This is a genomic window from Rhodocyclus gracilis (assembly GCF_009617575.1).
In the GTDB taxonomy this organism is placed as follows: Bacteria; Pseudomonadota; Gammaproteobacteria; order Burkholderiales; family Rhodocyclaceae; genus Rhodocyclus; species Rhodocyclus gracilis.
Genome location: NZ_WIXJ01000003.1, coordinates 1 through 26472, shown reverse-complemented (window position 1 = coordinate 26472; position 26472 = coordinate 1). Strand labels below are relative to the sequence as shown.

Sequence of the window (26472 nt, the reverse complement as noted above, 5' to 3'; positions counted from 1 at the left end):
ACGCGAGTCGCCTGCCAAGGAGCAGAAGGAATGAGAAGACCCCGTCGCAACCACACAGCGGCCTTCAAGGCCAAGGTGGCCATCGCCGCCCTCAAGCGGTGACCAGACGCTGGCCGCGTTAGCGGAGAAGTTCGACGTTCATCCGAATCAGATCACGCAGTGGAAGACGCTTTGCTGGAGAACGCTTCCGGCGTCTTTGCCTCGGCCGCCGAGAAGAAGGAGGCGACGCCGGACCTGAAGGACCGGCATGCCAAGATCGGCCAGCAGGCGCTGGAGATCGATTTTTTGGCCGGCGCGCTCGGTCGCATCGGCGATGCGAGCGCAAAGCGATGATCGACAAGGCGCACGATCTGGCGGTCGTCAGGCAGGTGCAACTGCTCGATCTTTCCCGCTCATCGGTCTATTACCGGCCGCAGCCGACGCCCGAGAGCGACCTGCGGCTCACGCGGCGGATCGACGAACTGCACCTAGAGCATCCTTTTGCCGGCGCGCGCATGTTGCGCGACCTGCTCATCCAGGAAGGCGTCGCGGTCGGGCGCAAGCACGTCGGCACGCTGATGAAGACGCTGGACATCGAAGCCATCTACCGGAAAGCCAACACCAGCCGGCGCAATCAGGCGCACCGCATCTACCCCTACCTGCTGCGCGGCTTGGTCATCAACCGTCCGAATCAGGTCTGGGCAATGGATACGACCTACATTCCGATGCGCAGGGGCTTCGTCTATCTGAGCGCCGTGCTCGACTGGGCCACGCGCCGCGTGCTCGCCTGGCGGCTGGCAGCGGTATAGGGACAAATCCGTCTTCAGTGCGCCTGACGGCGCGCTGAACGGAAAAACATGCGCCTTTCGGCGAGCGACGCCGTTCTTCCGGCGCCGAAAAAAACGAGCGGAGGGCGTTATGCTCGGGGAAGCCATCAGTTTCTCACCGCCCTGCTAGCAAGCGAAGGTCCTACGTATTCACATCCACATACCCTGTGCGCGCTTCAACTTCTGTGCCGGCGCATCAAGTGCCGCCGTCTTGTTCAATTTCGCGCCAGCCTGTATCGCAGCTTTTGCGAGGTTCTGGGTGAAGACGCGAATCGCCCTCTTCGCGCGAGTGATGTTTACGTAAGTCTCGCGGTCGCCGTGCCTCCCCGCCGCCGTATTGTGGTGAAGGAACACCCTGAGCACTGATTGGCCCTGCGAAGCGTAGCTGGTCCAAACGTAGCCGTGATCGACGTGACGATACTTGCTGGTGTCGACGTCGATGGTTCTGCCGTCGTCGAGTTTCACGCGCAAACGACCGGGCTCGCTCTTTACCACCTCGCCCCGCATCCCCTTTCGAATCCCTGACTCGGCGTCGTTTTTCATGAACCGCACGCTGTCGCCCGTAGCCAGGCTAACGCGCTCCCGATGGAACACCTCCTTAGCTGCAACCATCGCCGGCTGAAAGGTGGATTCGCGACCATCTCCAAAGCGAACGGTAATCGTGTTGCGAGCTGGATTGGTTGCCGTAACCGTCGCCTGATCTCGCTTTTCCGCGCCAATACGAGCATACCGGCCCTTGAATTCGATCACGTCACCCTTCTGGAAGGCCCCCGCGTGTTTCAACTCCTCAGCGCTGCGATCTGTCGGCCTCAAAAGATCGAACGAGTGCTCACTCGTTAGCACGCCCCTGGCTTTGAGGCAGCTCCGAACGGCCTCATTGATTGCGCGGCGATCCGCATTGGTTGCCGTCACGATTATCGTGCTCTTCCGCTCGGCGGCGGACAACGTAGCAAACTCACTGCCGATCTGCCGAATCACTCCTTGGTTATCGATCGCAGCAGCGGCATCCAGCTCCAGCCGATATAGACTGCGGTCACGGATTTCGACGGCGGAAAGCTTCTTGGCAGCTTTCTCTGTGGCTTCCCAGCCCTTTACCTTGTCTGCCCACTTCTCACGAACTGCGTTCTGCTCGGTGGCGTACTCGTACGTATCGAGGCCTTTGAGGGCCGCGCCGTGCTCACCTCGCAAGACTTTGCTGACCGCCTCCTTGGCGATCTGTGTCTCCTGGCGCCGAATCGACCCTTCGCCAAGCTCGGCCACCGGCATGTGCTTTTGAGCCTCCTCGAATGCACGCCCAGCCTCGACGCCCTGATGCTGGAATCTGTCACCGAGAAAAACCGTCTTCACGCCGGCGCCTTGTGTGGCGTCGACTACGCCGTTGAATGCACGTTGCCCGGCCTGAGACGCCTCATCGTGAATCCATAGTTCTTTTTTCTGCGCATGTCCGCCAGCACGCTTTACGGCATCACTGAGTGCTCGCCGCTCGGCGGAAGCAATCTGCCGCCCTTCAACCCACATGCTTCCGCGCGCACTGATGCCCTCTATTAGCCCTGCTTTGCGCCATCCTTCGTAGCGCGAAAGGAATTTCATATCGACACCAGTCGATTTCCGAATGCCATCTCGGACGGCGCCGGCCAACTCACTTTTGAGCGTACCTCCGCGTACGAGCACAGATGTGCCACCGAGCAGTCCGGAGATTCCTTTGTCACGAACAACGATGTAGTCGCGCTTCGTCAGACCGAGGTGCCTAAGGTTGCGGCGGCTATGTGACTGGACCACGTGATCGCTCAGGCCACGAGTCCACGCATTTCCGTGCTTATCCAACACAAACGCCCGACGACTACTGTCGGTGGCAATCCTGAACTCTCCACTCTTCAGCCCTGCTTTCAGCCGCTCGTTCTTCGGCATGTTCAAGCCGACGGCGCCCCTCCGCACGCGAAGATCAGTTGTGAGCGCGCGCCTCGCAAGTTCGGCATCGTGTCGAATGAGGCGCTCATCGAGCAAGTGCCGGGAAAGCGTTGTCGATTTGATTCCACTCTCCTGGGCAAGCTTCTCTGCCTGATCGGTGCCAGTCGAAAACCCACGCACCTCCCAGCCGGCGTTTTTCGCGGCGACGTTAACGAATTCGAGCATTGTCGTCTTGCCCGTCCCCGCCAGTCCCTGGACTCCGGAAAAGCGATCAGCGCCGGTCAGAATTGCTTGTGCGGCGTTCCGCTGATCGTCGGACAGGCAAAAATTCGGATTCCCCGTCGCAAGACGCTTCGCCGATTGCCAGCGGGCGAGTTCCTCCTTGAAGTCCTCCACAGACACAACGGCCATGTGTGCGGCAGCGCCTTTGCGAAGCTGTTCGATCATGAGCTTCTGGTCGGCAACCGACGACGGTGTTGTGAACTTACCGTCCGCGCGGACGATCAAGTCTCCCCGTTTTACGGCGACACTCACTCCGGTCTCGATATCAGAGTAGATCGCTCTACCCGAGGACATTTTTGCAGCCGCCTGATAGAGGTCTTTAACTGAAAACGCAGCTTCCCGTTCGGACAGGTGCCGAATGGCTGATTCAACGGCATCGTGGCCCGCAAAAGGCGCCCCCTCTGCGGCGGCAAATCGCGATGGCGTTGGCGCCCTGATTCCCGCGTCAGCCGCGCGAAGTTGCCACTGCTCACGTTGAGCAACGGCACTATCAGGCGCGTTCTTGCCAGCACGGGTTTCAAGACAGGCCGCTTGCCGCGCGCTGAAACTTGCCGTTGCAGGATCGAGCCCTTTACTGCGCAGTGCGGCATCGATCTGCCTACTACGGATCGAGAATTCTTCGAGCTGGTGCTTTGAGATTCCGGCAATCTCGAAGCCGCCCTTTCCGTCGAAGTCGAGCTTGTACCCGGACCTCTGCAACAGGTGAGCGAGCTCGTTTTTGTAAAACGAATCCGCAGTCTTGCGCAGATCAAGCAGACGCTCATTGCTCAACGAATACCAGACACCTTTGTGGCACGTACTGTTTGAAATCAGAACATGGGTATGGGTCTGGGGATCGAGCTCGCGCGAGATGGAATGCTCTATCTTCGCGTAGCAGAGATTGCCGGTGCGAACCATCGCTCCGTTGATGCGAGCTTGCGAGCCATGTTTTTCCAAGAAGCCCAGCGCAGCGTCGACAGCTTGCTCGTGTGCCGCTCGGACGGCCGTGGCATCAAAAATCTCGCTGGCGATGGATACCGACTTGGGGGCGCTGAACGTGAAGTCGATACCCGCCCGGTGATCGCGTTCACCTCCCCGCATACGCCCGAGCTCACGCGCAATGCCCGCCTTGGGGCCGTTGATGTCCACCACCTGACCGTTGAGAACACTCGCGAGATCATCGGGCATGACGGCAGCTCCGATTCCCAGCCCGTGCAGTGCAGAACCTTCGCCGCCCCACGATGTGCGCACGCCATCTTTGTTGTAATACTCAGCACGCGGATCGTTCGCCTGCTGCTGGCCGTTTTTTTCGATGTGATAGGCCACCGCGCCCGCGCTGCTCGTGATTGTTTTGCAGGAGATCATTGCTCTCCTCACAGAAATGAGAGGCCGGAATCCCACTTGTCGTCATCGCTAGGGGATGAGGTGGAATCAGTGGGCGAGGGATGATCGGAGGACGGCGAAGCTAGCGGCTTGATCACGAGGTCATCTCGCCGGACAAAAGACGGCGCGACAACATCCCGCTTCTTGAACGGAACCACGACGCGAGCGATCGGAGAGTCGCCAGCGACTTTCAGATAGCCCGCAAAATCGGGCAACACCATGATCTGCGAAGGGGTCACCAAGCGGCGCTCGGCGCGCTTGGTCTGGATCGACGCGCCATCGCGGTTGAGTTCAACGCCGTAGGAGGTGCCCTCATCGCGCTCTGCGACCTCCTCTTTACCGAGCATGTCTGCAGAACGATTCGCGGTCTGATCATCAGCCGCACGCATTACAAGTTTTGTCTGCACGCCGTTCAGAAGAACCTGCGCCATCTCTTTGCCGTAGCGCTCTTCCAGGTGAGGGATGCTCTGCAAACCCAGCGCAGAATAAATCCCAAATTTGCGACCTTCGGTCAGTGCGGCTTCCAGAGCTTTCATCCGCTGGAGGGACGCGAGTTCGTCGAGGAATACACCCAGTCGAAGTGAGGTATGGTCGGGACGCCCCTCCATCGCGCCAAAAAGAGCGAGTTCGCACCACAGCGAAATGAAAGGCCGCAGCGTTTCGTGCATGTCGGCAGCCGAGGTGATGAACAGCCACGAATCACCGGGCTGCGACACCCAGTCGCGAATCGAAAACGAGGCATCCGCGCTTACATCGGGCATGTAAGGGAAAAACTTCACCGCGTCGCCGAGCGAAAGTCGGATGCTCTCCGATCCCTCCGGGTTTTCAGGATTCAGCTGCGCCGCCGACGAAAGGCCATGTTTCTGCACAAGTTTCGCGAGTTCTGTGAGCGAGGCAAGGGCGATAGTGCGGTGAACCGCTCTCAAACTCCTGCCGCTAATCGGGCCATCAGCCGCAATCCGCATCAAGTCCGCGAACAGCGTCCGAGCGGAGTTTTGCCACATCGGGTTAGGATCGTTGGCGCGATCAGGGACGAACATCGAACCTAACAACTCGAAGTCGTACTTGTTCTTCAGTTCAGCGAACGGCGACCATGGCGCGCAGCGCTGATCGAGCGGGTTAAGCAAAAAATCCTGGCCGGGACGGTAAAAGAACTCGGTGAACTCCCCGGTCTTGTCGTACACCACCGTCTTCATGCCGATACGTCGCTGCGCATCCAGCAAGTGCAGCATGGCTTGCGACTTGCCGACGCCCATCGCGCCAGTCAGCAAAATATTTCGGCCAACGAGTTGCTTTGGAATCGTCACGCCACCGATCTGAAGATGGCTTGGTTCGGGAGTGACATACAGCGGAGGCTGACCGTCCTGCTCGATTCGAATCGGCTGCTTAAGGAGTTGTTCCTTCAACTCATTGACGGGAACGAGTCGCTGTCCTCGCAAAAATTCGTCGCTCGCGGACTCTTCTCCTGCGCGCAACTGACGCCGCATCAGTAGACGGAACAGGAAGAAAGAAAGGAACGCGCCGGGCAAAAATGAGGCGAGCAACTTCCAGCGACCAACCTTCTCCCACAACCCTCGGGTTACGTCCGCAACTTCGCTGGCACGGAGTCGCCTCACGTCAACCCCGCCCGCAGTCAAATCGAGTTTCACCGTGCTGCCCATTCCGGCCACATCAAATGCGGTGGCCGCCCGGTTCTTAAGAATCAGATTGCGTTCGACGGGCGAGGTCAGCGCGAAAAAAACCGCCACAAAAAAGACGAAACCGGCGAGGCCGGCAACGATGAAGTTCGCCCCCATGTTCTTCGCTGCCATTTGCAGGCGGTGATAAGAGATGTCGCTCCCGCGCGTCCAGTCCGCCAACACACCTCGGTTTCGCAGAGCCATTTAGACGCCCTCCACTTCTTCCGGGAGCGGCGAGAGGGAATGCAAGTAGTCGGCTACCGATCTGCTCGCTACAGCTTCGGCCTCCGTGGGAAGAGCGCCGCGTGCGATCGCAATCGCCACGGTCTGCCTGAGCAGAGATTCAACGACGATCGATTCGATCCGCTGCTGCGATTCCAGCAACAGAGTCACGGCGGCATCGATCGACAGCCCACGCGCCAGCGCAAGTTTGGCGAATCCGGACAACGGTATTCCGGCTTCAGTCGCAGCACGGGTTAAGCCGACGAACTCGTCCTCGGCGAGTCGAATTGAGAGAACTTTTGACGCTGAAGACACGGTGCTTTCCCCTTGTTGAGTGAAGACACGACAAGTTTCTCGCCACCTCAAAAGCACCCAAATTCGCCGCCCAAACCCGGCTATTTTGCTTCGCGCATGTAAACAGCGAATACAGCCACAGGATCAGGACCGCCCCTCCTGTTCCGCACTGGTTGTTTACATCTAGACGCCTCCCTGTAAACAGGCGAAAACCAGAGCACTGCAGGCCCCGCGCGGTGCCAGCGAAGCTGCGTAATGTGTATGCTCTTAGGGCAGCAGTTTTTTTGCTGCCCGACCCAAAAAACTTCGGGGGTGATTTTCTCTGGCCGGTCTTTCCATCGGACGAAAAAAAAAGGGGCTCTCGCCCCCTTTTTTCTGCTCTCTCCCCGATCTTCAGGGCTGCACGGTCGCCACCCCGGACATTTCAACCTTCGCCCTTTGCGCCACGATCATTTTTAGTCGCGCCGCCAACTGGTCGGCAGGAATGTCGATCAAGCCAGCATCGAGAACCGCTCGCCCGGCCCTTTCGATTTTGGCAGCGAGCGCCGCGCGCTCACGCTCGGTCGCACGCTTTCGTTCTTCTGCAATGCGCTCGGTGAGGCGGCGCTGCCGTTCGAGAAGTTTGCTAATGGTGTCGCTCAAGATCATCTCCTTACCTTAGTTGAAAAAATCACTCGTCCACATCTTCTGGGGAGGTTGTGCATGCCCATCCCCACTCAAGCTCGGAATACCATTTCGGCAGTTCGTACTCGGCACTCGCTTCAGTGAGATGCCAACGCTGCGGCGAGGCGAAAACGCGGAGCCAAAAATGCAGCGGGAGGCGGGACGGATAAAACCCGTGCTCGGCATGATTGAGAATATGTAGGTGCACATCGCGATCATCGAGAGTTAGCAGCCTCTCGCTCTTTCGATAGATGGCAATCTGTTCCGGATAGCGGGTATCGATCTGGGCGCCGTCAAGCGTGTCGATGAAAAACTCGGCCTCTCCGGAAGAGGTAAAGCCGCTTATTCGCGCCAATAGAACCAGCTCAGGGCGTTCTGGCACGGCGAAAGTTGCGATGACGACGAAGCTCATTGCAGGGCTACTTGCAGCATGTCGCGTGCGATCGGCAACCACGCGGAAGCGGTCGGAACGGTGCAAAAGAAAAATATCGCGGCGCGGATGAATCCCATTTATTTCTCCTGAGTGGTGCTTTGCAAATTGCTGACGACTATCAGCTCACCGTTCGCTGACAGACCAACGCAACGGTGGTTACCTTTCTCGGAGCTGAAAGTCAGCTCGCCGCGCGTTGGCGGGCAGCGAAGGCCGCTGACTCGATCGCTTCAGGCGCCGACCGGCCGACGCGGCGCCAATCGGCGAGAATTGATTCAAGTACTGCGACGGGCATCCGGCGAAGCCGGAAGAAGAAGTGCTCGGCGATCTTTTGCCGAGCGCTCTCGACATCAGAGAAACCGGCGGCGCGATATACAACGTCCACGTCGACGCCGCAGAACTCTTCGCCAGCCTTCGCCGCCGTCGGCGAAAACAACCAGCCGGCGGCGGCGGCAGCGCGGGATGTTCCGGCAAGCCGTAATGCCTCGCCGGCGGCGGCAAGGATCAGATGGGGATCGAGCTCAAGGCGGCATTCGTCTGCCAGCTCGACGGCGAATAAGTCTGGCTGTTTTTCAAAGTGCTCGCTCATTTGCATCAGGGGCTCCGTAAATCTGGCTACACCTAATGTGCGAAGCGAGACGAAAAAAAACCGCCGGGGGAGCAGCGGGTTCGGTGACGAGGAAATTTTTTCTCGGCGGCTACTTCTGTTGATAGCGAACGCCAACGAAGAAGCTGGCGCGCGGCGCAGCGTAATTACGCACTAGCTCATACTTTTTGTCGGAAACGTTGTTGGCGCGTGCAAACAGTGTCCATTCGCGGTCAAGACGGTAGTCGGCAGACACATTGATGCGGGAATAGCGATCAAGGAGACGCGCGTTGCCTGCGTAGTCGTAGCTGTAGCGAGCACCGACAAGTTGCCATTCGCCGCCGACTTTTAACGCGCCGGTGCTGTAGGCGAGGTGCGCTTTGAATTGCTGCTCGGCTCGGTAGGCTAGCCGCTTGCCCGTCGCGTCATCGCGGGCCTGCTGAAGGTCGAGACTGACGCCACCGACGAGGGAGCCATACGCTTCGCCTCCCTTGATGCAGCACTTGCAATTGGCCTTGTCGTACCCTCGGCGGAACTGCATGGGGAGCAGGATTCCAGCCCGCTCGACCATGGCTTTACAGTTCCCTTTCCCGAGGACTCGATCAACAAGGGGGAGAATGATTTCCCGGCCTGTGTTTCGCTCACGGAAATCATCCAGGCGGTCCGCCTCTTCGGCGATGTAACCGAACATCATGATGTCGCCCGGCTGTTTCCAGTTATCAAGCAGCCGTCGTTTCAACGGGGCTTCGGATTTTCTAGTGGACAGTCGTCCTGAAAAATCCCATCCCGAAAAATTACCCTTTGGAGTTTTCGGTGGACGGACGCTTTTCTAGTGGTGCATGCACCGACAACTAAGGATGTACGTTCCTATACTCCCGTGTAGGACATCACCAATCATCAGGTAACAACAACCTTGCGGGTACGCTGTGCCCGACAGGGTGCGGCTCCGCGTATTTTTCTTTCACACAAGGAGCTACAAAATGGCAAACAACTACTACGACATGACCGGCGTGCTGGTTTTGGACAAAGTAACCCCGGTAATCAAAGCACTGTTCGGCGAGTTCGAACTCGATGAGAACGATCCGGGCAATGGTCAGGCGTACATCGCTAATATTTCCGAGAGCAGCAGTTGCTCTTGGGACTCAGTGCTGGAAAACCTGCAAGACCTGGCTGTTATGTGGCTGTCGGAGGGTCATCAAACCAAGTTGTACAGTTGGGTGAAGAGCTTGAGACCGCGCTTGCCGCTGGCAACACGGACGCAACCGCTGAGGCTGTACGTTCGAAAGTTGGCAACCTTTTGGCAGGCATTTATGACGAAGCCACTCGTGCTCAAGTACGCAGCAAGCTGATTCAGCTTTTGTCCGTTTAACGGAAGCCCATCAGCGAGAGGGGCTCCGGTTCCTCTGTGCGTGTTTCTGCTACCATACAAGTCAAGGAGTTATGAAATTAGTATGGCTATCCAATTCGATACGCTGCGGTACGTTGAAAAGCTGAAGTCGGCAGGCATCTCAGAGGCGCAAGCCAAGGCGGAAGCGGAGGCTTTGGCAACGGCGCCTGGTGAATCGGCCTCTGGCCTTCTGGCTACGAAAGATGACATCACCAACATCAAGATTGAGATGGCCGAAATCAAGTCGGAACTCAAGCTGATGAAGTGGATGCTCGTCACCATTGTCGCTGGCGTTGCTTCGTTGGTGGTAAAGGCTTTCTTTTAAGCAACTCTATGCAATCTCAAACCCCCGCGCAGCTCTGCTGCCGAGGGTTTTTCGCGTCTACGGGGTGCAGGTGAAAAAAGGCTAGAATTCGCCCGTTTAGCCTGCTGCCATGCCAGTTAATATCCTGCGACGTCCCCCCGTTTTCAGTAGCAGAGCGCTTTAGAGTCCGGGGGTAATGTAGCCGATTTCCGGGTGAGTGATTTGGCATAGGCGGCCGGCGTCAGTCCGCCCAGAGATTTCTTCGGTCGCTCCTCGTTGTATTCGCGGCGCCAGCGTTCGATGACGATCTGGGCGTGCCGCAGGCTGGTGAACCAATGCTCGTTCAGACACTCGTCGCGGAAGCGCCCGTTGAACGACTCGATGTAAGCGTTCTGATTCGGCTTGCCGGGCTCGATCAGGAACAACTGCACTCCTCGCGCGTGCGCCCAGTTCAACATCGCCCGGCTGCAGAACTCCTTGCCGTTATCGGTCCGGATCGCTTTGGGCAGTCCGCGTGTCTTCGCCAACTGGTCGAGTTTCCGGGTCAGTTGCATACCGCCCATCGCCCGTCAGGAACCATAGAGCCGATCCACTCGCTTGTGATTGACGACCTCTCCGGCCTGACGCAGCTTCAGATAGATCATCCCGGCGCCGTAGCGCCGGTGGCGATGGGCCAGGGCGATGATCTTCGCCTGCAGGGCGGTATTGCGATCCATCACCGGCCGGTAACGGAAGGAGATTGGGCTCATGCCCACGAACTGCAGCGCGCGTCGCTCGCTGAGTCCCCGGTCGATCAGGTAGCGCACCAGATCACGTCGTGACGGTGCGCTCACCACTTTTTTCTCAGGGCCTCCTTGGCAATTTCGTTCTCGAGGAGCGATTCGGCCAGCAGTTTCTTCAGCCGGGTGTTCTCGGCTTCGAGTTCCTTCAGGCGTTTGGCGTCCGAGACACTCATCCCGCCAAACTTGCTCCGCCACAGGTAGTAGCTCGCCTCCGAGAAGGCGTGCTTGCGGCACAACTCCGCGACCGGCATCCCGGCCTCCGCTTCCCGCAGGAAGCCAATGATCTGTTCTTCGCTGAATCGCTTCTTCATGTCCAATCTCCTTGTCGTCGTGGATTGGACTCTAAAGTCAGACGCTACTCAATTCGGGGAGGGACGTCGGTCGTCAGGACAATGACACGAAAAAATTTTCCGATAGGCGCATCGGTTGAGCCAGGGGCGGGGTCACAATACTCGATATGGTTAATGCAATGAAATGTCATGACCCCACTTGCTTCCTCTGAACTCAAGACGATCCTTCATTCCAAGCGCGCCAACCTCTACTACATTGAGCACTGTCGCGTGCTCGTCAACGGAGGGCGGGTCGAGTACGTGACCGACGAGGGTAAGCAGTCGCTCTACTGGAACATCCCCATCGCCAACACTACAGTTCTCCTGCTGGGGACCGGAACTTCCATCACCCAGGCCGCGATACGAGAACTGTCAAAGGCAGGAGTGATGGTCGGATTTTCGGGCGGTGGCGGCACGCCGCTGTGCAGCGCCAACGAGGCTGATTTCGAGGTCTCGTGGTTTTCCCCGCAGAGCGAATATCGCCCGACCGAGTACCTGCAGCACTGGGTTCGTTTCTGGTTCGACGAAGCGCACAGGCTGGAAGCCGCTAAGAGCTTCCAGCGTGCGCGGCTGACGCGTATCGCCGCGAGTTGGAGCGACAATCGCCAGCTTGCCGATGCCGGCTTTTGCGTCGCCCGCGAGCGTCTTGTCGCCGCTTTGGACGAGTCGCGGAAAATGATCGCCTCGGTCAGCGACAACGCGAATCTCCTCACGGAAGAAGCTCGTTTGACGAAGAAGCTTTTCAAACTGGCCTGCGACGCGACCGGCTATGGCGACTTCGTCCGCGCCAAGAACGGCGAGGGCTCGGATGCCGCCAACCGCTTCCTCGATCATGGCAACTACCTCGCCTATGGCCTCGGAGCGACGGCAGCGTGGGTTCTCGGCTTGCCGCACGGTCTCGCCGTGATGCACGGCAAGACTCGGCGTGGGGCTCTCGTCTTCGACATCGCCGACCTCATCAAGGACTCGGTGATCTTGCCGCAGGCCTTCGTCTCGGCGATGAAAGGTCATTCCGAGCAGGAGTTTCGGCAGGCATGCATCGAAGCGCTCACGCGCACCCAGTCGCTCGACTTCATGATCGACACGGTCAAGGCCACGGCACTGACCGTGGGGCAACTGGCGGCGAAGCTGCCCGATGATCACGGAAACGCCAATCAATGAACGTGCTGCTGATCTCGCAGTGCGACAAGCGGGCTCTTACCGAAACCCGGCGCATTCTCGACCAGTTCGCCGAGCGCCGCGGCGATCGGACCTGGCAGACGCCCATCACCAATGACGGGCTGCAAACCCTGCATCGGCTGTTGCGCAGGAGCGCGCGCAAGAATACGGCCGTCGCGTGCCACTGGATACGTGGCCTGGACCATTCTGAGTTGCTATGGGTCGTCGGCGACCGCAGCCGCTTCAACGCGCAGGGAGCGGTGCCGACCAACGCCACGCAGCACGACGTGCTGCGCCAGCATGACGAGAACGATTGGCACACCGGCGAGCTGATTCGCCTACTCGCCGACCTCGCCGGTCTTTTGCACGATCTGGGTAAGGCCATCGCCGCCTTTCAGTTGCGTCTGGCCGGAAAGATTGCCGGCCACAACTTGATCCGCCATGAATGGGTATCGCTCCGCCTGTTCGCAACCTTCGTCGGCGACGATGACGATGCTGCTTGGCTGGCGCGTCTGGGCACACTTCCCGAGCATGGGGACGAAAGCTGGAAAGGCAGGCTCCTGTACCGCGACGGTCTAGACGCTGTCGCCGGAGCCGCTTCCCCGTTCAAGTCCTTGCACCAAGCGCCGCTCGCGCAAGCCTTGGGCTGGCTGGTTCTTACCCACCACCGTCTGCCCGAGTGGCCGGGCAAAGAGGCTCCCGCAGCTTCGCAGTTGCGCGACGTGCTGACACTTCTTGATCCCAGTTGGAACGAGCGAGATTTCCGGGGCGCCGATCCTGCGGCACTGGCCCCCTACTGGAAATTCCCCCAAGGACTTTCGGTGAGCACCGAGGCATGGCGGCAGCGAGCTGCGCGCCTTGCCAGGCATCTGCTGGCGATGGTGGAGCGCGGCGCTGTTGCGCCACCGCTGGCCAATCCCTACGTGATGCACCTTAGCCGTTTGTGCCTGATGTTGGCCGACCACCATTATTCCGCACTGGAAGATGAGGGCAAGCGCGTGGTCGTGACGCCCGGCAATACGCTGTACGCCAACACGCTCCGGACCGACGGGCGTTCCAAGCAGTCGCAGGACACGCACGCCGTCCGCTACAACCAGCCGCTTGACGAACACCTCGTCGGCGTTGCCAAACTCAGTGCCGAGATTGCGCGCTTCCTGCCCCGTTTTGGAGAGCGCCTGCCGCGCCTCGGGCGCCGGCGACGCCTGCGCCAGCGCGTGAAGGACGAGCGCTTTCGCTGGCAGGACAAGGCGGCGGAGGTCGCCGGCGGCATGCGCGATCGTGCCAAAGAGCATGGCGCCTTCATCATCAACATGGCCTCGACCGGCTGCGGCAAGACGCTGGCCAATGCGCGCGTGATGGACGCGCTGGCCGACCCGGAGCAGGGAATGCGCTGCGCTTTCGCGCTCGGCTTGCGCACGCTGACCTTGCAGACCGGCCACGCCTTTCGCGACCTCCTCGGCTTGAGTGACGACGACCTCGCCATCCGTGTCGGTGGCTCGGCAAGTCGCGCACTGTTCGAGCACTTCGAGTCGCAGGCCGAAGCGAGCGGTTCTGCGTCGAGCCAGTCCCTGCTCGACGAAGACGGCGAAGTCTGCTTCGAGGGCGACAGCCGTGTCGAGGATCATCCCTTCCTGCGCCGGGCAATCGCCGATCAACAGGTACGTTCGCTGCTGCTGGCGCCGTTGCTCGTCTGCACGATCGACCACTTGACTCCCGCCACTGAGAGCCAGCGCGGTGGTCGACAGATCGCGCCGATGCTGCGCCTGATGAGCAGCGATCTGGTGCTCGACGAGCCCGACGATTTCGACATCAGCGACCTTCCCGCGCTCACCCGGCTGGTGCACTGGGCCGGTCTGCTCGGTGCGCGTGTCCTGTTGTCGTCGGCAACGCTGCCGCCGGCGCTGGTGCAAGGGCTGTTCGAGGCCTATCGCAACGGTCGCCAGCACTTCCAGCGCAACCGCGGCTCGCGACCCGGAAGCGCGGAGGCGCCGCCTGCGATCTGCTGCGCCTGGATCGACGAGTTCCACCAGCAGCAAGCCGATTGCGCAGAGGCGTCGACATTCCAACAGAACCATCAGCGCTTTGCCGAACGCCGCCATGCCGAATTGGCAAAACTGGCTGCCGATCCGCGTCGGCGCGGCGCTCTGCTGCCCTTACCGAGCCTGCCCAGGGACGCGAAGGAAATGGCTCAAGCTTTTGCCTCGGAGATTCTGAGTGCGGCACTGGCGCTGCACAAGCGTCACCACAGCATTGACCCGCTTGGCGGTAAGCGAGTCAGTTTCGGTCTCGTGCGCATGGCCAATATCGAGCCGATGATCGACGTCGCGCTGGCACTCTACAAAGCCGGTGTTCCCGCCGGAACGCGCGTCCATCTGTGCGTATATCATGCCCGCCACCCCTTGCTGATCCGTTCGGCGATCGAGCGGCAACTCGACCGCGTCCTGCAGCGGCACGACCCCGAAGCTGTTTTCCGCGACGCCGACATCCGCACGCGGCTCGACACCACGGGCGAGGCGAACCAGATTTTTGTCGTGCTCGGCTCGCCGGTTACCGAGGTCGGGCGCGACCACGACTACGACTGGGCAGTCGTCGAGCCTTCGTCCATGCGCTCGCTGATCCAGTTGGCCGGACGCGTGCGTCGTCATCGCCCCGGAAAGGTCGAGCACCCGAACATCCTAGTATTCAGGAGCAACCTGCGAAACTTCCGCCAACCGAACGATGCCTCGTTCAAATGGCCGGGGTTCGAGCAGGACACCGGCCAGTTCCGTCTGCACTCGCACGACCTCGCGCAACTGCTGCGAGTCCAGGAATGGGAGGTAATCGACGCGCGCCCGCGCATCGTCGCGCCGGCACCCGAGGCTCTCCAGCCCCGGCAGAGCCTTGTCGATCTGGAGCACAGCCGCATGCGCGCCACCATGCTGGGACAGCCATCCTGGCCGGTCGATGGCGGAAGGCGCTCGCGCCGGTCGGCGCAAGCCGTTCAGTCGCCGCTTAGTGCCGCGACTTGGTGGAATTCAAAACCCGAGGACGCCTTGACGACGGCCTTGCTACAACAAATGCAGCCATTCCGCAGCGATATCGGCGTGCACCAGGTCGATCTGGCTCTCCTGCCGAACGAGGACGGCGACGACTTCCTGCTGCACCGGATCAACAGCACGAAAGACGCGCACCGCGCCGAGAGTGTCTATGTGCGCGTCGATCGTTCATTGCACGTGCGTATCGCGGATGAAGCCGTACGCGGCAGCGGTATCGAGCCTTGGGGCATCACCGACTACCTCGCAACGCTGGCCCAACTAGCGACCGAACTTGACTTACCACTCGACAAGTGCGCGAAGCGCTTCGGCGTCGTCACCGTACCGGAGAATGAGACCGGCTGGCTTTATCACCCGACATTAGGTTTTTCGATAAATAAGTGACACACCGCAAACCATTGCCGCCATTTGAGTCCGTATTCAACAGTTCAGGGAGGAATTGAATGTCACCACCGCTTACATCCAGAGCATCTGACATCCGCGCAGTGCTGTCGAAGCATACGGAGATGCGACTGAGCCAAGTGCTCGAACGATTGACAGGTTCCGCCAGCGAGATCGAAAAGGAGCGGAAGAAACAGAGAGAGCGCTTTCACTTACCCTCCCTTATCGAGAGTGGTGCGGTATGCGTTACTCAGATACAGATGGCCACTCATATCCTAAAGGGAATCCATCCCGATCCTGAGGTCAAGAAAGCCACCAACATCCTCGTCACGCCTAGCGATCTGGCGAAAGTCGCATATGTGGGCTCTCACGTGCTTGGCGATGAGTTCGACGTTGATGCTACGGGGAATGGCGCTTTCAACAAGAAAACTTACGAAATATTCTTGCTGTTGAATGCCGAGTTTGAAGGCTCAAGTGTTCTGAATCTGCTGAAAAATCGCGACCCTGATGCCATCGCAGCGTTGGGCGGATCATCCGAACAATCCGCCAAGTGGGCAGAGGCATTTGCTCGAATCGACTCTCCTCGCTGCAACAAGCCTGCCTCGCACACCCTAGCAAAGCAGATCTACTGGCTGGTTGCCGACGATCCGCACGACGATGCCAGCTACCACCTGCTGGCGCCGCTCTATCCAACGTCGTTGGCGCACCGGGTCTATCAGAAGTTGCAGGACGACCGTTTTGGCGACGAAGCCAGAGCAGCGCGCGAGGCACGCAAGCAGGGCGTCTTTCATGAACGACCGGTGCGTGAATACCCGAACCTCGCCATCCAGACGCTCGGCGGAACCAAGCCACAGAACATCAGCCAGCTCAACAGCGAGCGCCGGGGCGACAACTGCCTGCTCGCCTCGTTTCCGCCACTGTGGCGCTCGCTGGAGGTCAAACCGCTGTACGGCACCGCTTCGCTGTTCAAGCGCTACGGCGCCCGCCTCGCAGTTCGCAATCTGGTCAAGCAACTGCGCGGCTTCCTGGTCGAAACAACTTCGAGCAACGTCCGCACGCGCCAGACCCGCGACGAAATCGTCCTGGCGCTGATCGACGAACTGGTGCAGTTCAGCGCAGAACTGAGAACCCTAGAGCCGGGCTGGAGCGCGGCGCCGGAATGCGAATTGCCGGAGGCGCAGCGCGCCTTTCTTGACCCGCTTGGCTCTGGCCTGACGGTCGACGATGCCGTCGATCGCGTCGCCGCCGACTTCGCCAATTGGCTGAATGCCCAACTGCGCGAGCCGCTGCCGGTGGGCGATCCGGAATTCCTGCACTGGCGCAAGCTGGCGCGCGAGCCATTGCACGACATGCAAGAGGAGGTCGCCCATGAGCAATGAAGCGAACGTGCCGCAAAACCCGGCGGTACTGGTCGTGCCGCACCTGCGCGTGCAGAACGCCAACGCCATCTCAAGTCCGATGACCTGGGGCTTTCCGTCAATCACCGCCTTCACGGGACTGATGACCGCGCTGGAACGCCGGCTTGGCCGCGATGCCGGAATTGCCTTCTTCGGCGTCGGCGTCGTCTGCCACGGCTTCGAAGCGCAGGTCACCGACAGCGGCTATACGCGCGCCTTTCATCTGACGCGCAACCCGGTGCTTCGCGACGGCAGCACCGCCGGCATCGTCGAGGAAGGCCGCGTCCATCTGGATCTGACGCTCGTTTTCGAGGTGAATGTGGACGATGCGCATCGCAGCGAAGCCGAAGCGCAGTTGCTGGCCGAGCGTGTGGCTCACGAACTGGCCGGCATGCGCGTTGCCGGCGGCAGCGTGATGCCACCCTTGCCCGGCAGTGCACGCCAGTTCCGACGCCCGCTTCTGGAACTGCGTTACGACGACTCGCAGGAAGAGGCTCGCAGCAAACAGTTTCGACGACTCGCCCGTCGTTGCTTGCCGGGATTCGCTCTGGTCTCTCGCGACGATCTCTTGCTTGATCGCCTGGCCAAGCTGCGGGAAGAGCAGCCCGAGGCCAGTGCCCTCGACGCGTGGCTCGAACTTGCCAGTTGGACGCAACGCGCCGTGCAGCGCCCACCAAAGAACGGCGAGACCGAGCCGACGGTCGAGTGGGTCAGCGACACCCGTATCGGCTGGACGGTGCCGATTCCAGTCGGCTTTGCCGCGCTGTCGCCCGTGCATCCGGCGGGCAGCGTCGCCGGTGCGCGTGACAAGGAAACGCCATTTCGCTTTGTCGAAACGGTGTGGTCGATCGGCCAATGGATCAGCCCGCACCGCCTGCATCGCCTCGACGATCTCTTCTGGTACCCAACGACTCAACCCGATATCGCCGCTGACGCCGAGGGCGAAATCGATCTGTACTGCTGCCGTAACGACTACACCCCGCCAACTCCGGCCCGCTTGGCCGAAGCTTCCGTCTGATTCGATCAAAGGAGAATACAAATGGCCAAAGCCGACACGCTCAAGACTGCATCCGTCCTCGCCTTCGAACGCAAGCTCGACCCCTCCGATGCACTGTTTTCCGCAGGCGCGTGGGCGCAACGTGCCGAAGGTGCCGCCTGGACGCCGCTCGGCATCCGCGAGAAATCCGTGCGCGGCACGATCTCGAACCGGCTCAAGACCAAGGATCAGGATCCGGTCAAGCTCGACGCCGCCATCGAAAACCCCAATCTGCAGACGGTCGACGTCGCAGCACTCCCGGCCGAAGCCGATACCTTGAAGGTGGAGTTCAGCTTGCGCGTGCTGGGTGGCACCGGCACGCCTTCGGCCTGCAACAACGCCGACTATCGGAGCAAGCTGCTCGCTACCGTGCAGGCCTATGTCGACGACTACGGTTTCGGCGAACTGGCACGGCGCTACGCGCACAATCTGGCGAACGCGCGTTTCCTCTGGCGCAACCGTGTTGGCGCCGAACAGGTCGAGGTGCAGATTCGGCAATTGGTTCGAGGAACGGCGGCGCGCACGTGGACCTTCGACGCGCTGACTCTCTCGCTGCGCGAATTTGAGGCGCCGACTTCAGTTGCCGCCGAGTTGCAGGCGCTGGCAGAAGTGATCGCGCAGGGCTTGGCAGGCAAAGGGCACGTATTGCTGCAAGTCACCGCATTTGCGCGCATCGGCGCCGGCCAGGAAGTGTATCCCTCGCAGGAACTCATCCTCGACAAGGGCAACAGCAAGAAGAGCAAGACGCTCTACCAGGTGCAGGGGGTGGCCGGTATCCACTCGCAGAAGCTGGGCAACGCGCTGCGAACCATCGACACCTGGCACCGGGAAGTCGCTGAACTTGGCCCCATCGCGGTCGAGCCCTACGGTTCAGTCACCACGCTGGGCAAGGCCTGCCGCAAGCCTACCGACAAACAGGACTTCTACACGCTGCTCGACAACTGGCTGCTCAAGGACAATGCACCGGAGCCGGAGCAACAACACTTCGTGATCGCCACGCTGATCCGCGGTGGCGTATTCGGTGACGCCGGCAAGGATTGAGGCAATGACTCACTACCTTGATTTCAGCCTTCGGCCAGATCCCGAGTTGCCTCCATCCCAACTGCTGAGCGCACTGTACGCCAAGCTGCACCGGGCTTTGGTGCAACGAAGCGACGGTCGTATCGCCGTCAGTTTTCCCGGCTATTCCACGGCACCTCCGCAACTGGGAACGACCTTGCGCCTTATTGGCCCCGAGGAAGACCTCAGTGCGCTGATAGCTGTGGACTGGATGCTGGCCTTGCGCGATCACGTGATCGTCAGTCCAATCGCCGCAATTCCCGCTCATGCAAAAGCACGAACCTTGCGCCGCGTGCAGGCCAAGAGCAGTCCCGAGCGGCTGCGCCGCCGACAGATGCGGCGGCACGGATTCACCGAAGAGGAGGTCGTGCAACGCATCCCCGACACGGCGACCGAGATGCTGCGCTTGCCCTACTTGCATCTCGCGAGCGCCAGTACCGGGCAGAAATTTCGCCTTTTCCTGCGCTTGGGGGAGCCGCAGTCGAGCAACGTGAGCGGCGAGTTCAACACCTACGGTTTGAGTACCACCGCAACCATCCCTTGGTTCTGACCCTTTTTTAAACCTTCCGCGCAACTTCATGATTTTTCGTGGAGTTGCGCACTTTTTTTTGCGAGGGTGAAAATAGGGGATGTTGGCGATAACACAAGTAAGACAAGCACTTGGATTTTCAACTGGCTAGTTCACTGCCGCGTAGGCAGCTCAGAAACCACGCAGAATTGGGGCACGCCCGACTATTACGTTCACTGCCGCGTAGGCAGCTCAGAAAGTTCGGCGCGAATTGTCGGCTCAAGGGCGCGCGTTCACTGCCGCGTAGGCAGCTCAGAAATTGATGCCGACCGTCATTACCGTCTGCGGCCCGTTCACTGCCGCGTAGGCAGCTCAGAAAGCGTGGAGTTGAACGAACCCTGATTGAGATCCGTTCACTGCCGCGTAGGCAGCTCAGAAAACATTGGCGCAAATTAGGTTAGAAATATGCAAGTTCACTGCCGCGTAGGCAGCTCAGAAAGACCAACAATTACGTCCGTCTGATGGCTCAGAGTTCACTGCCGCGTAGGCAGCTCAGAAAACGGATTCAAGCGTGATGCCCTGACCTTCTACGTTCACTGCCGCGTAGGCAGCTCAGAAAATAAGACAGAAGCGAACAAACCGTTCGCCACCGTTCACTGCCGCGTAGGCAGCTCAGAAAAATTCGAGCCGGCGTCACCGTCGGGACGCTTAGTTCACTGCCGCGTAGGCAGCTCAGAAACGTCGTGAGTTGGTCTCTCGCCGGCGACCGCGAGTTCACTGCCGCGTAGGCAGCTCAGAAATGGGAGCGAACCGTCACTTCGACATGGCGACAGTTCACTGCCGCGTAGGCAGCTCAGAAAGCCCGCCGATCTGCTGGCGCATGTGGCCGGCGGTTCACTGCCGCGTAGGCAGCTCAGAAAGATTGAGCAGACGCGGTGCGCGATGGCTAAGGGTTCACTGCCGCGTAGGCAGCTCAGAAATGTCAGGTCCGGGCAAAGGGCGGATGCTTCGGGTTCACTGCCGCGTAGGCAGCTCAGAAATGTTATGGAGTTCGGAAAATGATTATCGACGGGTTCACTGCCGCGTAGGCAGCTCAGAAAAGTCTGTGCAGCCTCGTTCAGATCAAAGAGGTGTTCACTGCCGCGTAGGCAGCTCAGAAAACTCAAACGCGCTATTCCACGCTTCGAGCAGCGTTCACTGCCGCGTAGGCAGCTCAGAAACTCACAGACGGGGCAGGAGGGGCACGGGTCGCGTTCACTGCCGCGTAGGCAGCTCAGAAATCGCGCGGCTGAATGAGCGTGCCTTTCCGCGCGTTCACTGCCGCGTAGGCAGCTCAGAAATTGGCGACCGCGACGAAATCGCCGCCGCCGTCGTTCACTGCCGCGTAGGCAGCTCAGAAAGGTCGGGCGCCCCGTGCGGGCACCGTGATAGTGTTCACTGCCGCGTAGGCAGCTCAGAAACGGCGCTGCCCCTGCGGCTCCGGGCTTGCCGTGTTCACTGCCGCGTAGGCAGCTCAGAAAGCTTATGTCGGCGTCGCCGCCCGCTACGACAAGTTCACTGCCGCGTAGGCAGCTCAGAAAGCATACGTGACGGCCGCCGCGACGGGCACGGGCGTTCACTGCCGCGTAGGCAGCTCAGAAATCCGCCGCCTCAACTTGTGTGGCTGCCTCGGCGTTCACTGCCGCGTAGGCAGCTCAGAAATCCCTGACGGAACGCTGAATCCGGACGTAAATGTTCACTGCCGCGTAGGCAGCTCAGAAAATAAAGACAGGCCAGGGCAACGCGACTTACGCGTTCACTGCCGCGTAGGCAGCTCAGAAAACCTTGGCCAACGCGCGCTCATGCTCCGGTATGTTCACTGCCGCGTAGGCAGCTCAGAAAAATCCGGGGCGTGGTCTAAGTCAGGCGGATTGAGTTCACTGCCGCGTAGGCAGCTCAGAAATCGAACATCGCTTTGATGTCGTCGACTTTTGCGTTCACTGCCGCGTAGGCAGCTCAGAAAAATCCGGGGCGTGGCGTAAAGCAGCCGGTTCCGTTCACTGCCGCGTAGGCAGCTCAGAAACCGGCGGGGGGCCAGGTCGGGTGAAGTCGAAATGTTCACTGCCGCGTAGGCAGCTCAGAAAAAGCGGGCGATGATTTTTTACACCGACGTTGCGTTCACTGCCGCGTAGGCAGCTCAGAAAGCAAGCGTCCTTGTCCTCCTTGTGCGGGCTATGTTCACTGCCGCGTAGGCAGCTCAGAAAACATGGGCGCAGGATTCGAATAACTCCGAAGAGTTCACTGCCGCGTAGGCAGCTCAGAAATATCGAAGTCAGCGTTGTGCGCCACGACTGTCGTTCACTGCCGCGTAGGCAGCTCAGAAATTTCGGAAGTCGGCTTTGACCCATCGGGGCGCGTTCACTGCCGCGTAGGCAGCTCAGAAAAAGCCTGACGCCGAGATTATCGCGCTCGGCGGGTTCACTGCCGCGTAGGCAGCTCAGAAAAAGAAGCAGAAATGCCCAAGGTGCCGCGACTCGTTCACTGCCGCGTAGGCAGCTCAGAAAGTGCCGAAGAAATTGCCGCCGCAGATCTCTTCGTTCACTGCCGCGTAGGCAGCTCAGAAACCTCCCTGCTCGGCGACGCGAACGCGGTAGCCGTTCACTGCCGCGTAGGCAGCTCAGAAATGCACGGCACCCCCGACCGTAGAGGCAACCCCGTTCACTGCCGCGTAGGCAGCTCAGAAATTTTCTCGGTTCGCGCAGCGTTTCGGGCGGGGGTTCACTGCCGCGTAGGCAGCTCAGAAATCGTCGTCAATGGCGCAACCGCAGCCCCCGACGTTCACTGCCGCGTAGGCAGCTCAGAAATGTCCGGGCAGCAGAATGATGTGAGTGACGGCGTTCACTGCCGCGTAGGCAGCTCAGAAATGACAAAATCAGGCTTTACGCTCCAGCCTGGCGTTCACTGCCGCGTAGGCAGCTCAGAAAATTTCGGCCCAAGCGTGGCGGCAATGTCATTAGTTCACTGCCGCGTAGGCAGCTCAGAAATCATCCGGCCCGACGCCGCGCCGCGCCCGCCAGTTCACTGCCGCGTAGGCAGCTCAGAAACAATCAAAAAGCCAAGCGGTGTAAGCGTCCCCGTTCACTGCCGCGTAGGCAGCTCAGAAATCGACGGCTGCCGCCTCATCGCCGAAGTAGCCGTTCACTGCCGCGTAGGCAGCTCAGAAATACACCAAGATCATCGACGGGCTGCGCAAGACGTTCACTGCCGCGTAGGCAGCTCAGAAATGTTCGGTAAAAGTCATGCTTCGATTCCCTCGGTTCACTGCCGCGTAGGCAGCTCAGAAAAGCAAGAGCAAGCGCCCGAGTTCTGCCGGTAGGTTCACTGCCGCGTAGGCAGCTCAGAAAACGAGCGGCAGCAGGCACAGCACGCGCTCCGCGTTCACTGCCGCGTAGGCAGCTCAGAAATTGCGCGCAATCTGGTCGCGCGTAACGCGGTTGTTCACTGCCGCGTAGGCAGCTCAGAAAGTCTCGCCGGTCAGCGCCATGCGGATGGCCTCGTTCACTGCCGCGTAGGCAGCTCAGAAAACATACGGCTTAGTTTCGGGGTCGCTGACGAGGTTCACTGCCGCGTAGGCAGCTCAGAAACAACCCGTTGTACCTACAAGGCATGCGTCGTGGTTCACTGCCGCGTAGGCAGCTCAGAAATGACGCCCACACAGCGCCGCAAGCTTGAAAAGGTTCACTGCCGCGTAGGCAACTCAGAAATGGAGCAAAGTTGACCACCACAACATTGGTGCGTTCACTGCCGCGTAGGCAGCTCAGAAAGATCCGATCCTGCCCCCTACATCCCATGTCGTGTTCACTGCCGCGTAGGCAGCTCAGAAACGCTTGCGCCTGACGCCCGCCGACGTGCCGGAGTGAATCGCCCCGGAAATCGCGGAGGCCATTTGGTTTGAGTCAGGGGTGAGGACCTGCTCACGGTGACTGCGGTAATAGAGTGCCTCAGCTTCGGCAGGAGGAATATAGCCGATGTGCTCAAGCAATCGATGATGATTGAACCATGAGACCCATTCGAGCGTGGCGAGCTCGACGGATTCCTTGTGCTTCCATGGCCCGCGGCGGTGGATTACCTCGGCCTTGTATAGGCCGTTGATGGTCTCGGCCAGCGCGTTGTCGTAGCTGTCGCCCTTGCTGCCCACCGAAGGCTCGATGCCGGCTTCCGCCAGTCGCTCGGAGTAGCGAATCGAGACGTACTGAGCGCCGCGGTCGCTGTGATGGATCAGCGTATTGCGGTCTGGCTGTCGGGCATACAGCGCCTGCTCCAGGGCATCAAGAACGAAATCGGTATGCATGCTGCGGCTGACCCGCCAGCCGACGATGAAGCGCGCGAACACGTCGATGACGAAGGCGACATAGACGAAGCCCTGCCAGGTCGAAACGTAGGTGAAATCGGCAACCCACAGCGGGTTGGGCCGGACGGCAGCGAACTGGCGATTGACCCGATCCAGTGGGCACGGAGCAGACGGATCGGGGCGCGTGGTGCGCACCGGCTTGCCCCGCATCGCGCCACGCAAGCCTTGCCGACGCATGAGCCGCTCGACCGTGCAGCGGGCGACCGGGATGCCTTCGCGATTGAGTTGCCGCCACACCTTGTCGGCACCATAGACCTGAAGGTTGGCCTGCCAGACACGTTCGACCTGTTCGCCCAATACTTCGTCACGCCGGTCGCGCGCGCAGCGAAGTTCCGGATGGCGTCGTCGTGCGGCATGGCGCCGATACGCGGACGGGGCAACCTGCAAGGCTTTGCAGATCGTCTCGACCCCGAGACGTTCCCGGTGCTCGTCGATGAAGGCCCTCACGATTTGAAGCGGCGGCCGAGCTCCGCCTGGGCGAAAAACGCGCTCGCCAGCCGCAGGATCTCGTTGGCCTTCTTCAACTCGCGATTCTCGCGTTCCAGTGCCTTGATACGTGCCGCGTCGGCGCTGGTCACGCCGTCGCGCTGGCCAGTGTCACGCTCGAACTGGCGAACCCAATTGCACAACGTTTGCGCGCTGCAACCGATCTTGGCGGCGATCGACTCGATCGCCGCCCACTGTGACCCGTAGTCGCCTCGCGACTCGAACACCATGCGGACGGCGCGCTTCAGGGGAGTACTTCGTCGGTTTCTGTCTCATAGTGGCTCCATCTTCTCAAAGACTGGAGCCTCCGCAAAACCCGGGGCGATTCACACCGCCCCGCAGGAAAATTTTTAAACGATCCGACCATCAAGTTGTGGAATGCTATGCAGTATGATCACTCTGCATCAACCACTAAATACGGGCACTAGGTTAAACTAAGATTTTTTAACGGCAGGTTGTCATGAGATCGAGAGGGTTTGTTCTGGCGATTGCTGCCGCTGTTGCCTTGTCTGGTTGTTCGATGTTTACCCCGCGAGAAGGTCCGGGTGGTGAAAAGCTTGTTTATTTGAAGTCGATCAAACGGACTGGTGGCGAATTTTCCATGTCGAGAAATGACGGGGTTCTTACCAGTGTCTTTGGGGTTGTTGGTCCCGCCGGTGCTGCGGTCGGTGCTGCGGCTGATGTTGTGTTTGGGACGGCTGCTGCGTCTCTTCAAGAGCCCGCGATCGATGTTTTTTATGCCAATCACGATGATACTCTGGCAGACATGGAGGGGCGACGATTCTTCGGGGCTGATTTCTTTAGTCGCCCTGCATGGGAAGGTTCCGAGAAGCTTTACCCGAAAAGCTGGGTAATTCTTACGTCTGACAAGGACGGAAAACTCCTGCTTCCCTGTGAGACGCCATGCCTGCCCGTTAAATAGTCCTTGCCAGTGCCTTCTTGATTTTTAACTCGCCTCTGAGGTATCGGTTCGCAGAGAATTGGTTTCATCGCCAAGGAAGTCTTGATGAACAAAACGTTGCTTGTTGCCGCCGGATTATTTGTATTTTCTGGTGCCGCGCTCGCGGATGCTTTTTCTGATGGTAAGGAGTTTGCGGCTACACAAGCAGGTTCGAGCCGCAACCTCATCCAGCAGACCGATACCGCTACATTACCTGGCTATACGACCAACGCGCCGCAATCGGCATCTTTCGGGTCAGGGTTGATCCGATTGTTCAGGTTTTACCGCCGGTGATTTTCAAAATTTGGATTTTTCTAAAATTGATATGACGGATTTTCTTGGGAACGTGATGAATTCGGTAAAACTCCCTTCTCAGCCTGATTCGAGTGGCATTGTCGATTCGCAGGTCAAGAAGAAGATTACTGATTTCTACAGGAAGTAATCGATCTTGTCTGGTTACGCGGGGGCTTCTCTATGTGCTGCCTTGATCTTATGAATAGTGCCGGCCATACGGTCTGACAGAGACGGGAAAATCCTTCTTCCTTGCGAGACGCCATGCGAACCTGTCGCGAAGTAGCGGGCTGACCATGAATCGGGGCTTGGGACCTCTTTCGATGCAAGCGAAGGGATGTCGTCGAAGCTCTAGCGCCTCGGTCCGCTCAAGCGAAATGTGAGTATCGCGCGTTGCCATGCGACACCTCCGACTGTTACGCGGACGAACGCGGTGCTCCCAAGAAAAAAGTCAGCGAATGGCGATCGCCTGCTGTCACACAGAGGCACCGTCAAATTTCATTTTATAAGTACGGTAAATTGACATTGTAGCGGTTCAGCTGACCTGCCCGGAGATTTTCGGACCATCTAAAACTTGAGAGGATGGCTTCCTTGAAGAGAGGAAGTCATGAGGAAGAGTCGATTCAGCGAAGCCCAAATGGTGACGATCCTGCGCGAAGCGGACAAGGCGCCGGTCGCAGAGATTGCGAAGAAGCACGGCATCAGCGAGCAGACGATCTACAGCTGGCGCAAGCAGTACGGCGTCCTGGATGCCGACGAG

Annotated in this window: 18 protein-coding genes, 3 pseudogenes, 1 CRISPR repeat array and 1 other annotated feature; of the genes and pseudogenes, 12 read left to right on the top strand and 9 right to left on the bottom strand. The window is 59.6% G+C overall.

Translation table 11 applies throughout. The features are described 5' to 3' along the window. Window positions 1-30: 30 nt before the first annotated feature. A pseudogene (locus GHK24_RS13595) lies at window positions 31-779 on the top strand (IS3 family transposase); the annotation flags it as partial. A gap of 177 nt (window positions 780-956) precedes the next feature. Here the strand turns inward: GHK24_RS13595 and mobF are convergent. The 7 genes from mobF to GHK24_RS05850 all read right to left on the bottom strand — a co-directional run bounded on the left by mobF (window position 957) and on the right by GHK24_RS05850 (window position 8971). Then, on the bottom strand, window positions 957-4340 hold the full coding sequence (gene mobF, locus GHK24_RS05880) for a MobF family relaxase (RefSeq protein ID WP_153470502.1): 3384 nt from the start codon (window positions 4338-4340) through the stop codon (window positions 957-959). 8 nt (window positions 4341-4348) lie between these two features. Beyond that, window positions 4349-6241 (bottom strand): type IV secretion system DNA-binding domain-containing protein, encoded by a 1893-nt coding sequence (locus GHK24_RS05875; RefSeq protein ID WP_153470499.1) that lies wholly within the window; start codon window positions 6239-6241, stop codon window positions 4349-4351. Then, window positions 6242-6574 carry a hypothetical protein gene (locus GHK24_RS05870; RefSeq protein WP_153470496.1) on the bottom strand — a complete coding sequence of 111 codons (333 nt, stop codon included), beginning with the start codon at window positions 6572-6574 and terminating at the stop codon, window positions 6242-6244. It lies immediately after the preceding gene. Between the two features lie 372 nt (window positions 6575-6946). Beyond that, window positions 6947-7195: a hypothetical protein gene (locus tag GHK24_RS05865; RefSeq protein WP_153470493.1), complete on the bottom strand. Its 249-nt coding sequence runs from the start codon at window positions 7193-7195 to the stop codon at window positions 6947-6949. Between the two features lie 28 nt (window positions 7196-7223). Continuing rightward, window positions 7224-7628, bottom strand: coding sequence for a hypothetical protein (locus GHK24_RS05860; RefSeq protein WP_153470490.1), 405 nt, complete (start codon window positions 7626-7628; stop codon window positions 7224-7226). Window positions 7629-7827: 199 nt separating this feature from the next. After that, entirely contained in the window at window positions 7828-8370 is a 543-nt protein-coding gene (locus GHK24_RS05855) for a hypothetical protein (RefSeq protein WP_153470487.1), read from the bottom strand. After that, window positions 8345-8971 carry a TonB-dependent receptor domain-containing protein gene (locus tag GHK24_RS05850; RefSeq protein WP_153470484.1) on the bottom strand — a complete coding sequence of 209 codons (627 nt, stop codon included), beginning with the start codon at window positions 8969-8971 and terminating at the stop codon, window positions 8345-8347. The genes GHK24_RS05855 and GHK24_RS05850 overlap by 26 nt, the downstream gene beginning before the upstream one ends. A 241-nt stretch (window positions 8972-9212) precedes the next feature. On the opposite strand from GHK24_RS05850, the gene GHK24_RS14005 reads away from it, so the two are divergent. Both GHK24_RS14005 and GHK24_RS05840 read left to right on the top strand, forming a co-directional pair. Continuing rightward, complete coding sequence (locus GHK24_RS14005) at window positions 9213-9581, top strand: hypothetical protein (RefSeq protein WP_228384562.1); 369 nt, start codon at window positions 9213-9215, stop codon at window positions 9579-9581. A gap of 102 nt (window positions 9582-9683) precedes the next feature. Continuing rightward, window positions 9684-9944 (top strand): DUF1640 domain-containing protein, encoded by a 261-nt coding sequence (locus GHK24_RS05840; protein ID WP_153470481.1) that lies wholly within the window; start codon window positions 9684-9686, stop codon window positions 9942-9944. A 143-nt stretch (window positions 9945-10087) separates the two neighbouring features. Here GHK24_RS05840 and GHK24_RS05835 read toward each other — a convergent pair. Next, window positions 10088-11016: pseudogene (locus GHK24_RS05835) on the bottom strand (integrase core domain-containing protein). A gap of 168 nt (window positions 11017-11184) precedes the next feature. Here GHK24_RS05835 and cas1f point away from each other — a divergent pair. The 6 genes from cas1f to cas6f are packed head-to-tail and all read left to right on the top strand — an operon-like array spanning window position 11185 to window position 19647. Beyond that, the gene (gene cas1f / locus GHK24_RS05830) at window positions 11185-12195 is read left to right on the top strand and encodes a type I-F CRISPR-associated endonuclease Cas1f (protein ID WP_153470478.1); all 1011 of its coding nucleotides are present in this window, start codon (window positions 11185-11187) and stop codon (window positions 12193-12195) included. Next, window positions 12192-15608, top strand: a complete 3417-nt coding sequence (gene cas3f / locus GHK24_RS05825) for a type I-F CRISPR-associated helicase Cas3f (RefSeq protein ID WP_153470475.1) — start codon at window positions 12192-12194, stop codon at window positions 15606-15608. Before cas1f ends, cas3f begins: the two co-directional genes overlap by 4 nt. A gap of 59 nt (window positions 15609-15667) precedes the next feature. Continuing rightward, window positions 15668-16984: a type I-F CRISPR-associated protein Csy1 gene (csy1, locus tag GHK24_RS05820; protein WP_153470472.1), complete on the top strand. Its 1317-nt coding sequence runs from the start codon at window positions 15668-15670 to the stop codon at window positions 16982-16984. Beyond that, entirely contained in the window at window positions 16974-18020 is a 1047-nt protein-coding gene (csy2, locus tag GHK24_RS05815; RefSeq protein WP_153470469.1) for a type I-F CRISPR-associated protein Csy2, read from the top strand. The genes csy1 and csy2 overlap by 11 nt, the downstream gene beginning before the upstream one ends. Before the next feature lie 21 nt (window positions 18021-18041). Further along, window positions 18042-19079 carry a type I-F CRISPR-associated protein Csy3 gene (gene csy3, locus GHK24_RS05810; RefSeq protein WP_153470466.1) on the top strand — a complete coding sequence of 346 codons (1038 nt, stop codon included), beginning with the start codon at window positions 18042-18044 and terminating at the stop codon, window positions 19077-19079. Between the two features lie 4 nt (window positions 19080-19083). Then, the gene (gene cas6f, locus GHK24_RS05805) at window positions 19084-19647 is read left to right on the top strand and encodes a type I-F CRISPR-associated endoribonuclease Cas6/Csy4 (RefSeq protein WP_153470463.1); all 564 of its coding nucleotides are present in this window, start codon (window positions 19084-19086) and stop codon (window positions 19645-19647) included. Between the two features lie 129 nt (window positions 19648-19776). Further along, window positions 19777-23468: a CRISPR direct-repeat array (repeat unit 28 nt; unit sequence GTTCACTGCCGCGTAGGCAGCTCAGAAA). Window positions 23469-23548: 80 nt separating this feature from the next. On the opposite strand, the pseudogene GHK24_RS05800 reads toward cas6f, so the two are convergent. Next, a pseudogene (locus GHK24_RS05800) lies at window positions 23549-24711 on the bottom strand (IS3 family transposase); the annotation flags it as partial. After that, window positions 24368-24484 (bottom strand) — a sequence feature (AL1L pseudoknot). (Overlaps the previous pseudogene by 117 nt.) A 230-nt stretch (window positions 24712-24941) precedes the next feature. Between GHK24_RS05800 and GHK24_RS05795 the strand changes: the two are divergent. The 3 genes from GHK24_RS05795 to GHK24_RS05785 all read left to right on the top strand — a co-directional run. Continuing rightward, on the top strand, window positions 24942-25403 hold the full coding sequence (locus GHK24_RS05795; RefSeq protein ID WP_153470460.1) for a hypothetical protein: 462 nt from the start codon (window positions 24942-24944) through the stop codon (window positions 25401-25403). Window positions 25404-25487: 84 nt separating this feature from the next. Then, the gene (locus GHK24_RS05790) at window positions 25488-25715 is read left to right on the top strand and encodes a hypothetical protein (protein WP_153470457.1); all 228 of its coding nucleotides are present in this window, start codon (window positions 25488-25490) and stop codon (window positions 25713-25715) included. Window positions 25716-26319: 604 nt separating this feature from the next. Further along, the coding region (locus GHK24_RS05785) for a transposase (protein ID WP_153468888.1) at window positions 26320-26472 on the top strand (153 nt) is incomplete at its 3' end.

Bases quoted from the DNA above. Each gene is read 5' to 3' on its own strand.
- mobF (WP_153470502.1), bottom strand. From the start codon at position 4,340: ATGATCTCCTGCAAAACAATCACGAGCAGCGCGGGCGCGGTGGCCTAT.
- GHK24_RS05875 (WP_153470499.1), bottom strand. From the start codon at position 6,241: ATGGCTCTGCGAAACCGAGGTGTGTTGGCGGACTGGACGCGCGGGAGC.
- GHK24_RS05860 (WP_153470490.1), bottom strand. From the start codon at position 7,628: ATGAGCTTCGTCGTCATCGCAACTTTCGCCGTGCCAGAACGCCCTGAG.
- GHK24_RS14005 (WP_228384562.1), top strand. From the start codon at position 9,213: ATGGCAAACAACTACTACGACATGACCGGCGTGCTGGTTTTGGACAAA.
- GHK24_RS05840 (WP_153470481.1), top strand. From the start codon at position 9,684: ATGGCTATCCAATTCGATACGCTGCGGTACGTTGAAAAGCTGAAGTCG.
- cas1f (WP_153470478.1), top strand. From the start codon at position 11,185: ATGACCCCACTTGCTTCCTCTGAACTCAAGACGATCCTTCATTCCAAG.
- cas3f (WP_153470475.1), top strand. From the start codon at position 12,192: ATGAACGTGCTGCTGATCTCGCAGTGCGACAAGCGGGCTCTTACCGAA.
- csy1 (WP_153470472.1), top strand. From the start codon at position 15,668: ATGTCACCACCGCTTACATCCAGAGCATCTGACATCCGCGCAGTGCTG.
- csy2 (WP_153470469.1), top strand. From the start codon at position 16,974: ATGAGCAATGAAGCGAACGTGCCGCAAAACCCGGCGGTACTGGTCGTG.
- csy3 (WP_153470466.1), top strand. From the start codon at position 18,042: ATGGCCAAAGCCGACACGCTCAAGACTGCATCCGTCCTCGCCTTCGAA.
- cas6f (WP_153470463.1), top strand. From the start codon at position 19,084: ATGACTCACTACCTTGATTTCAGCCTTCGGCCAGATCCCGAGTTGCCT.
- GHK24_RS05795 (WP_153470460.1), top strand. From the start codon at position 24,942: ATGAGATCGAGAGGGTTTGTTCTGGCGATTGCTGCCGCTGTTGCCTTG.
- GHK24_RS05790 (WP_153470457.1), top strand. From the start codon at position 25,488: ATGAACAAAACGTTGCTTGTTGCCGCCGGATTATTTGTATTTTCTGGT.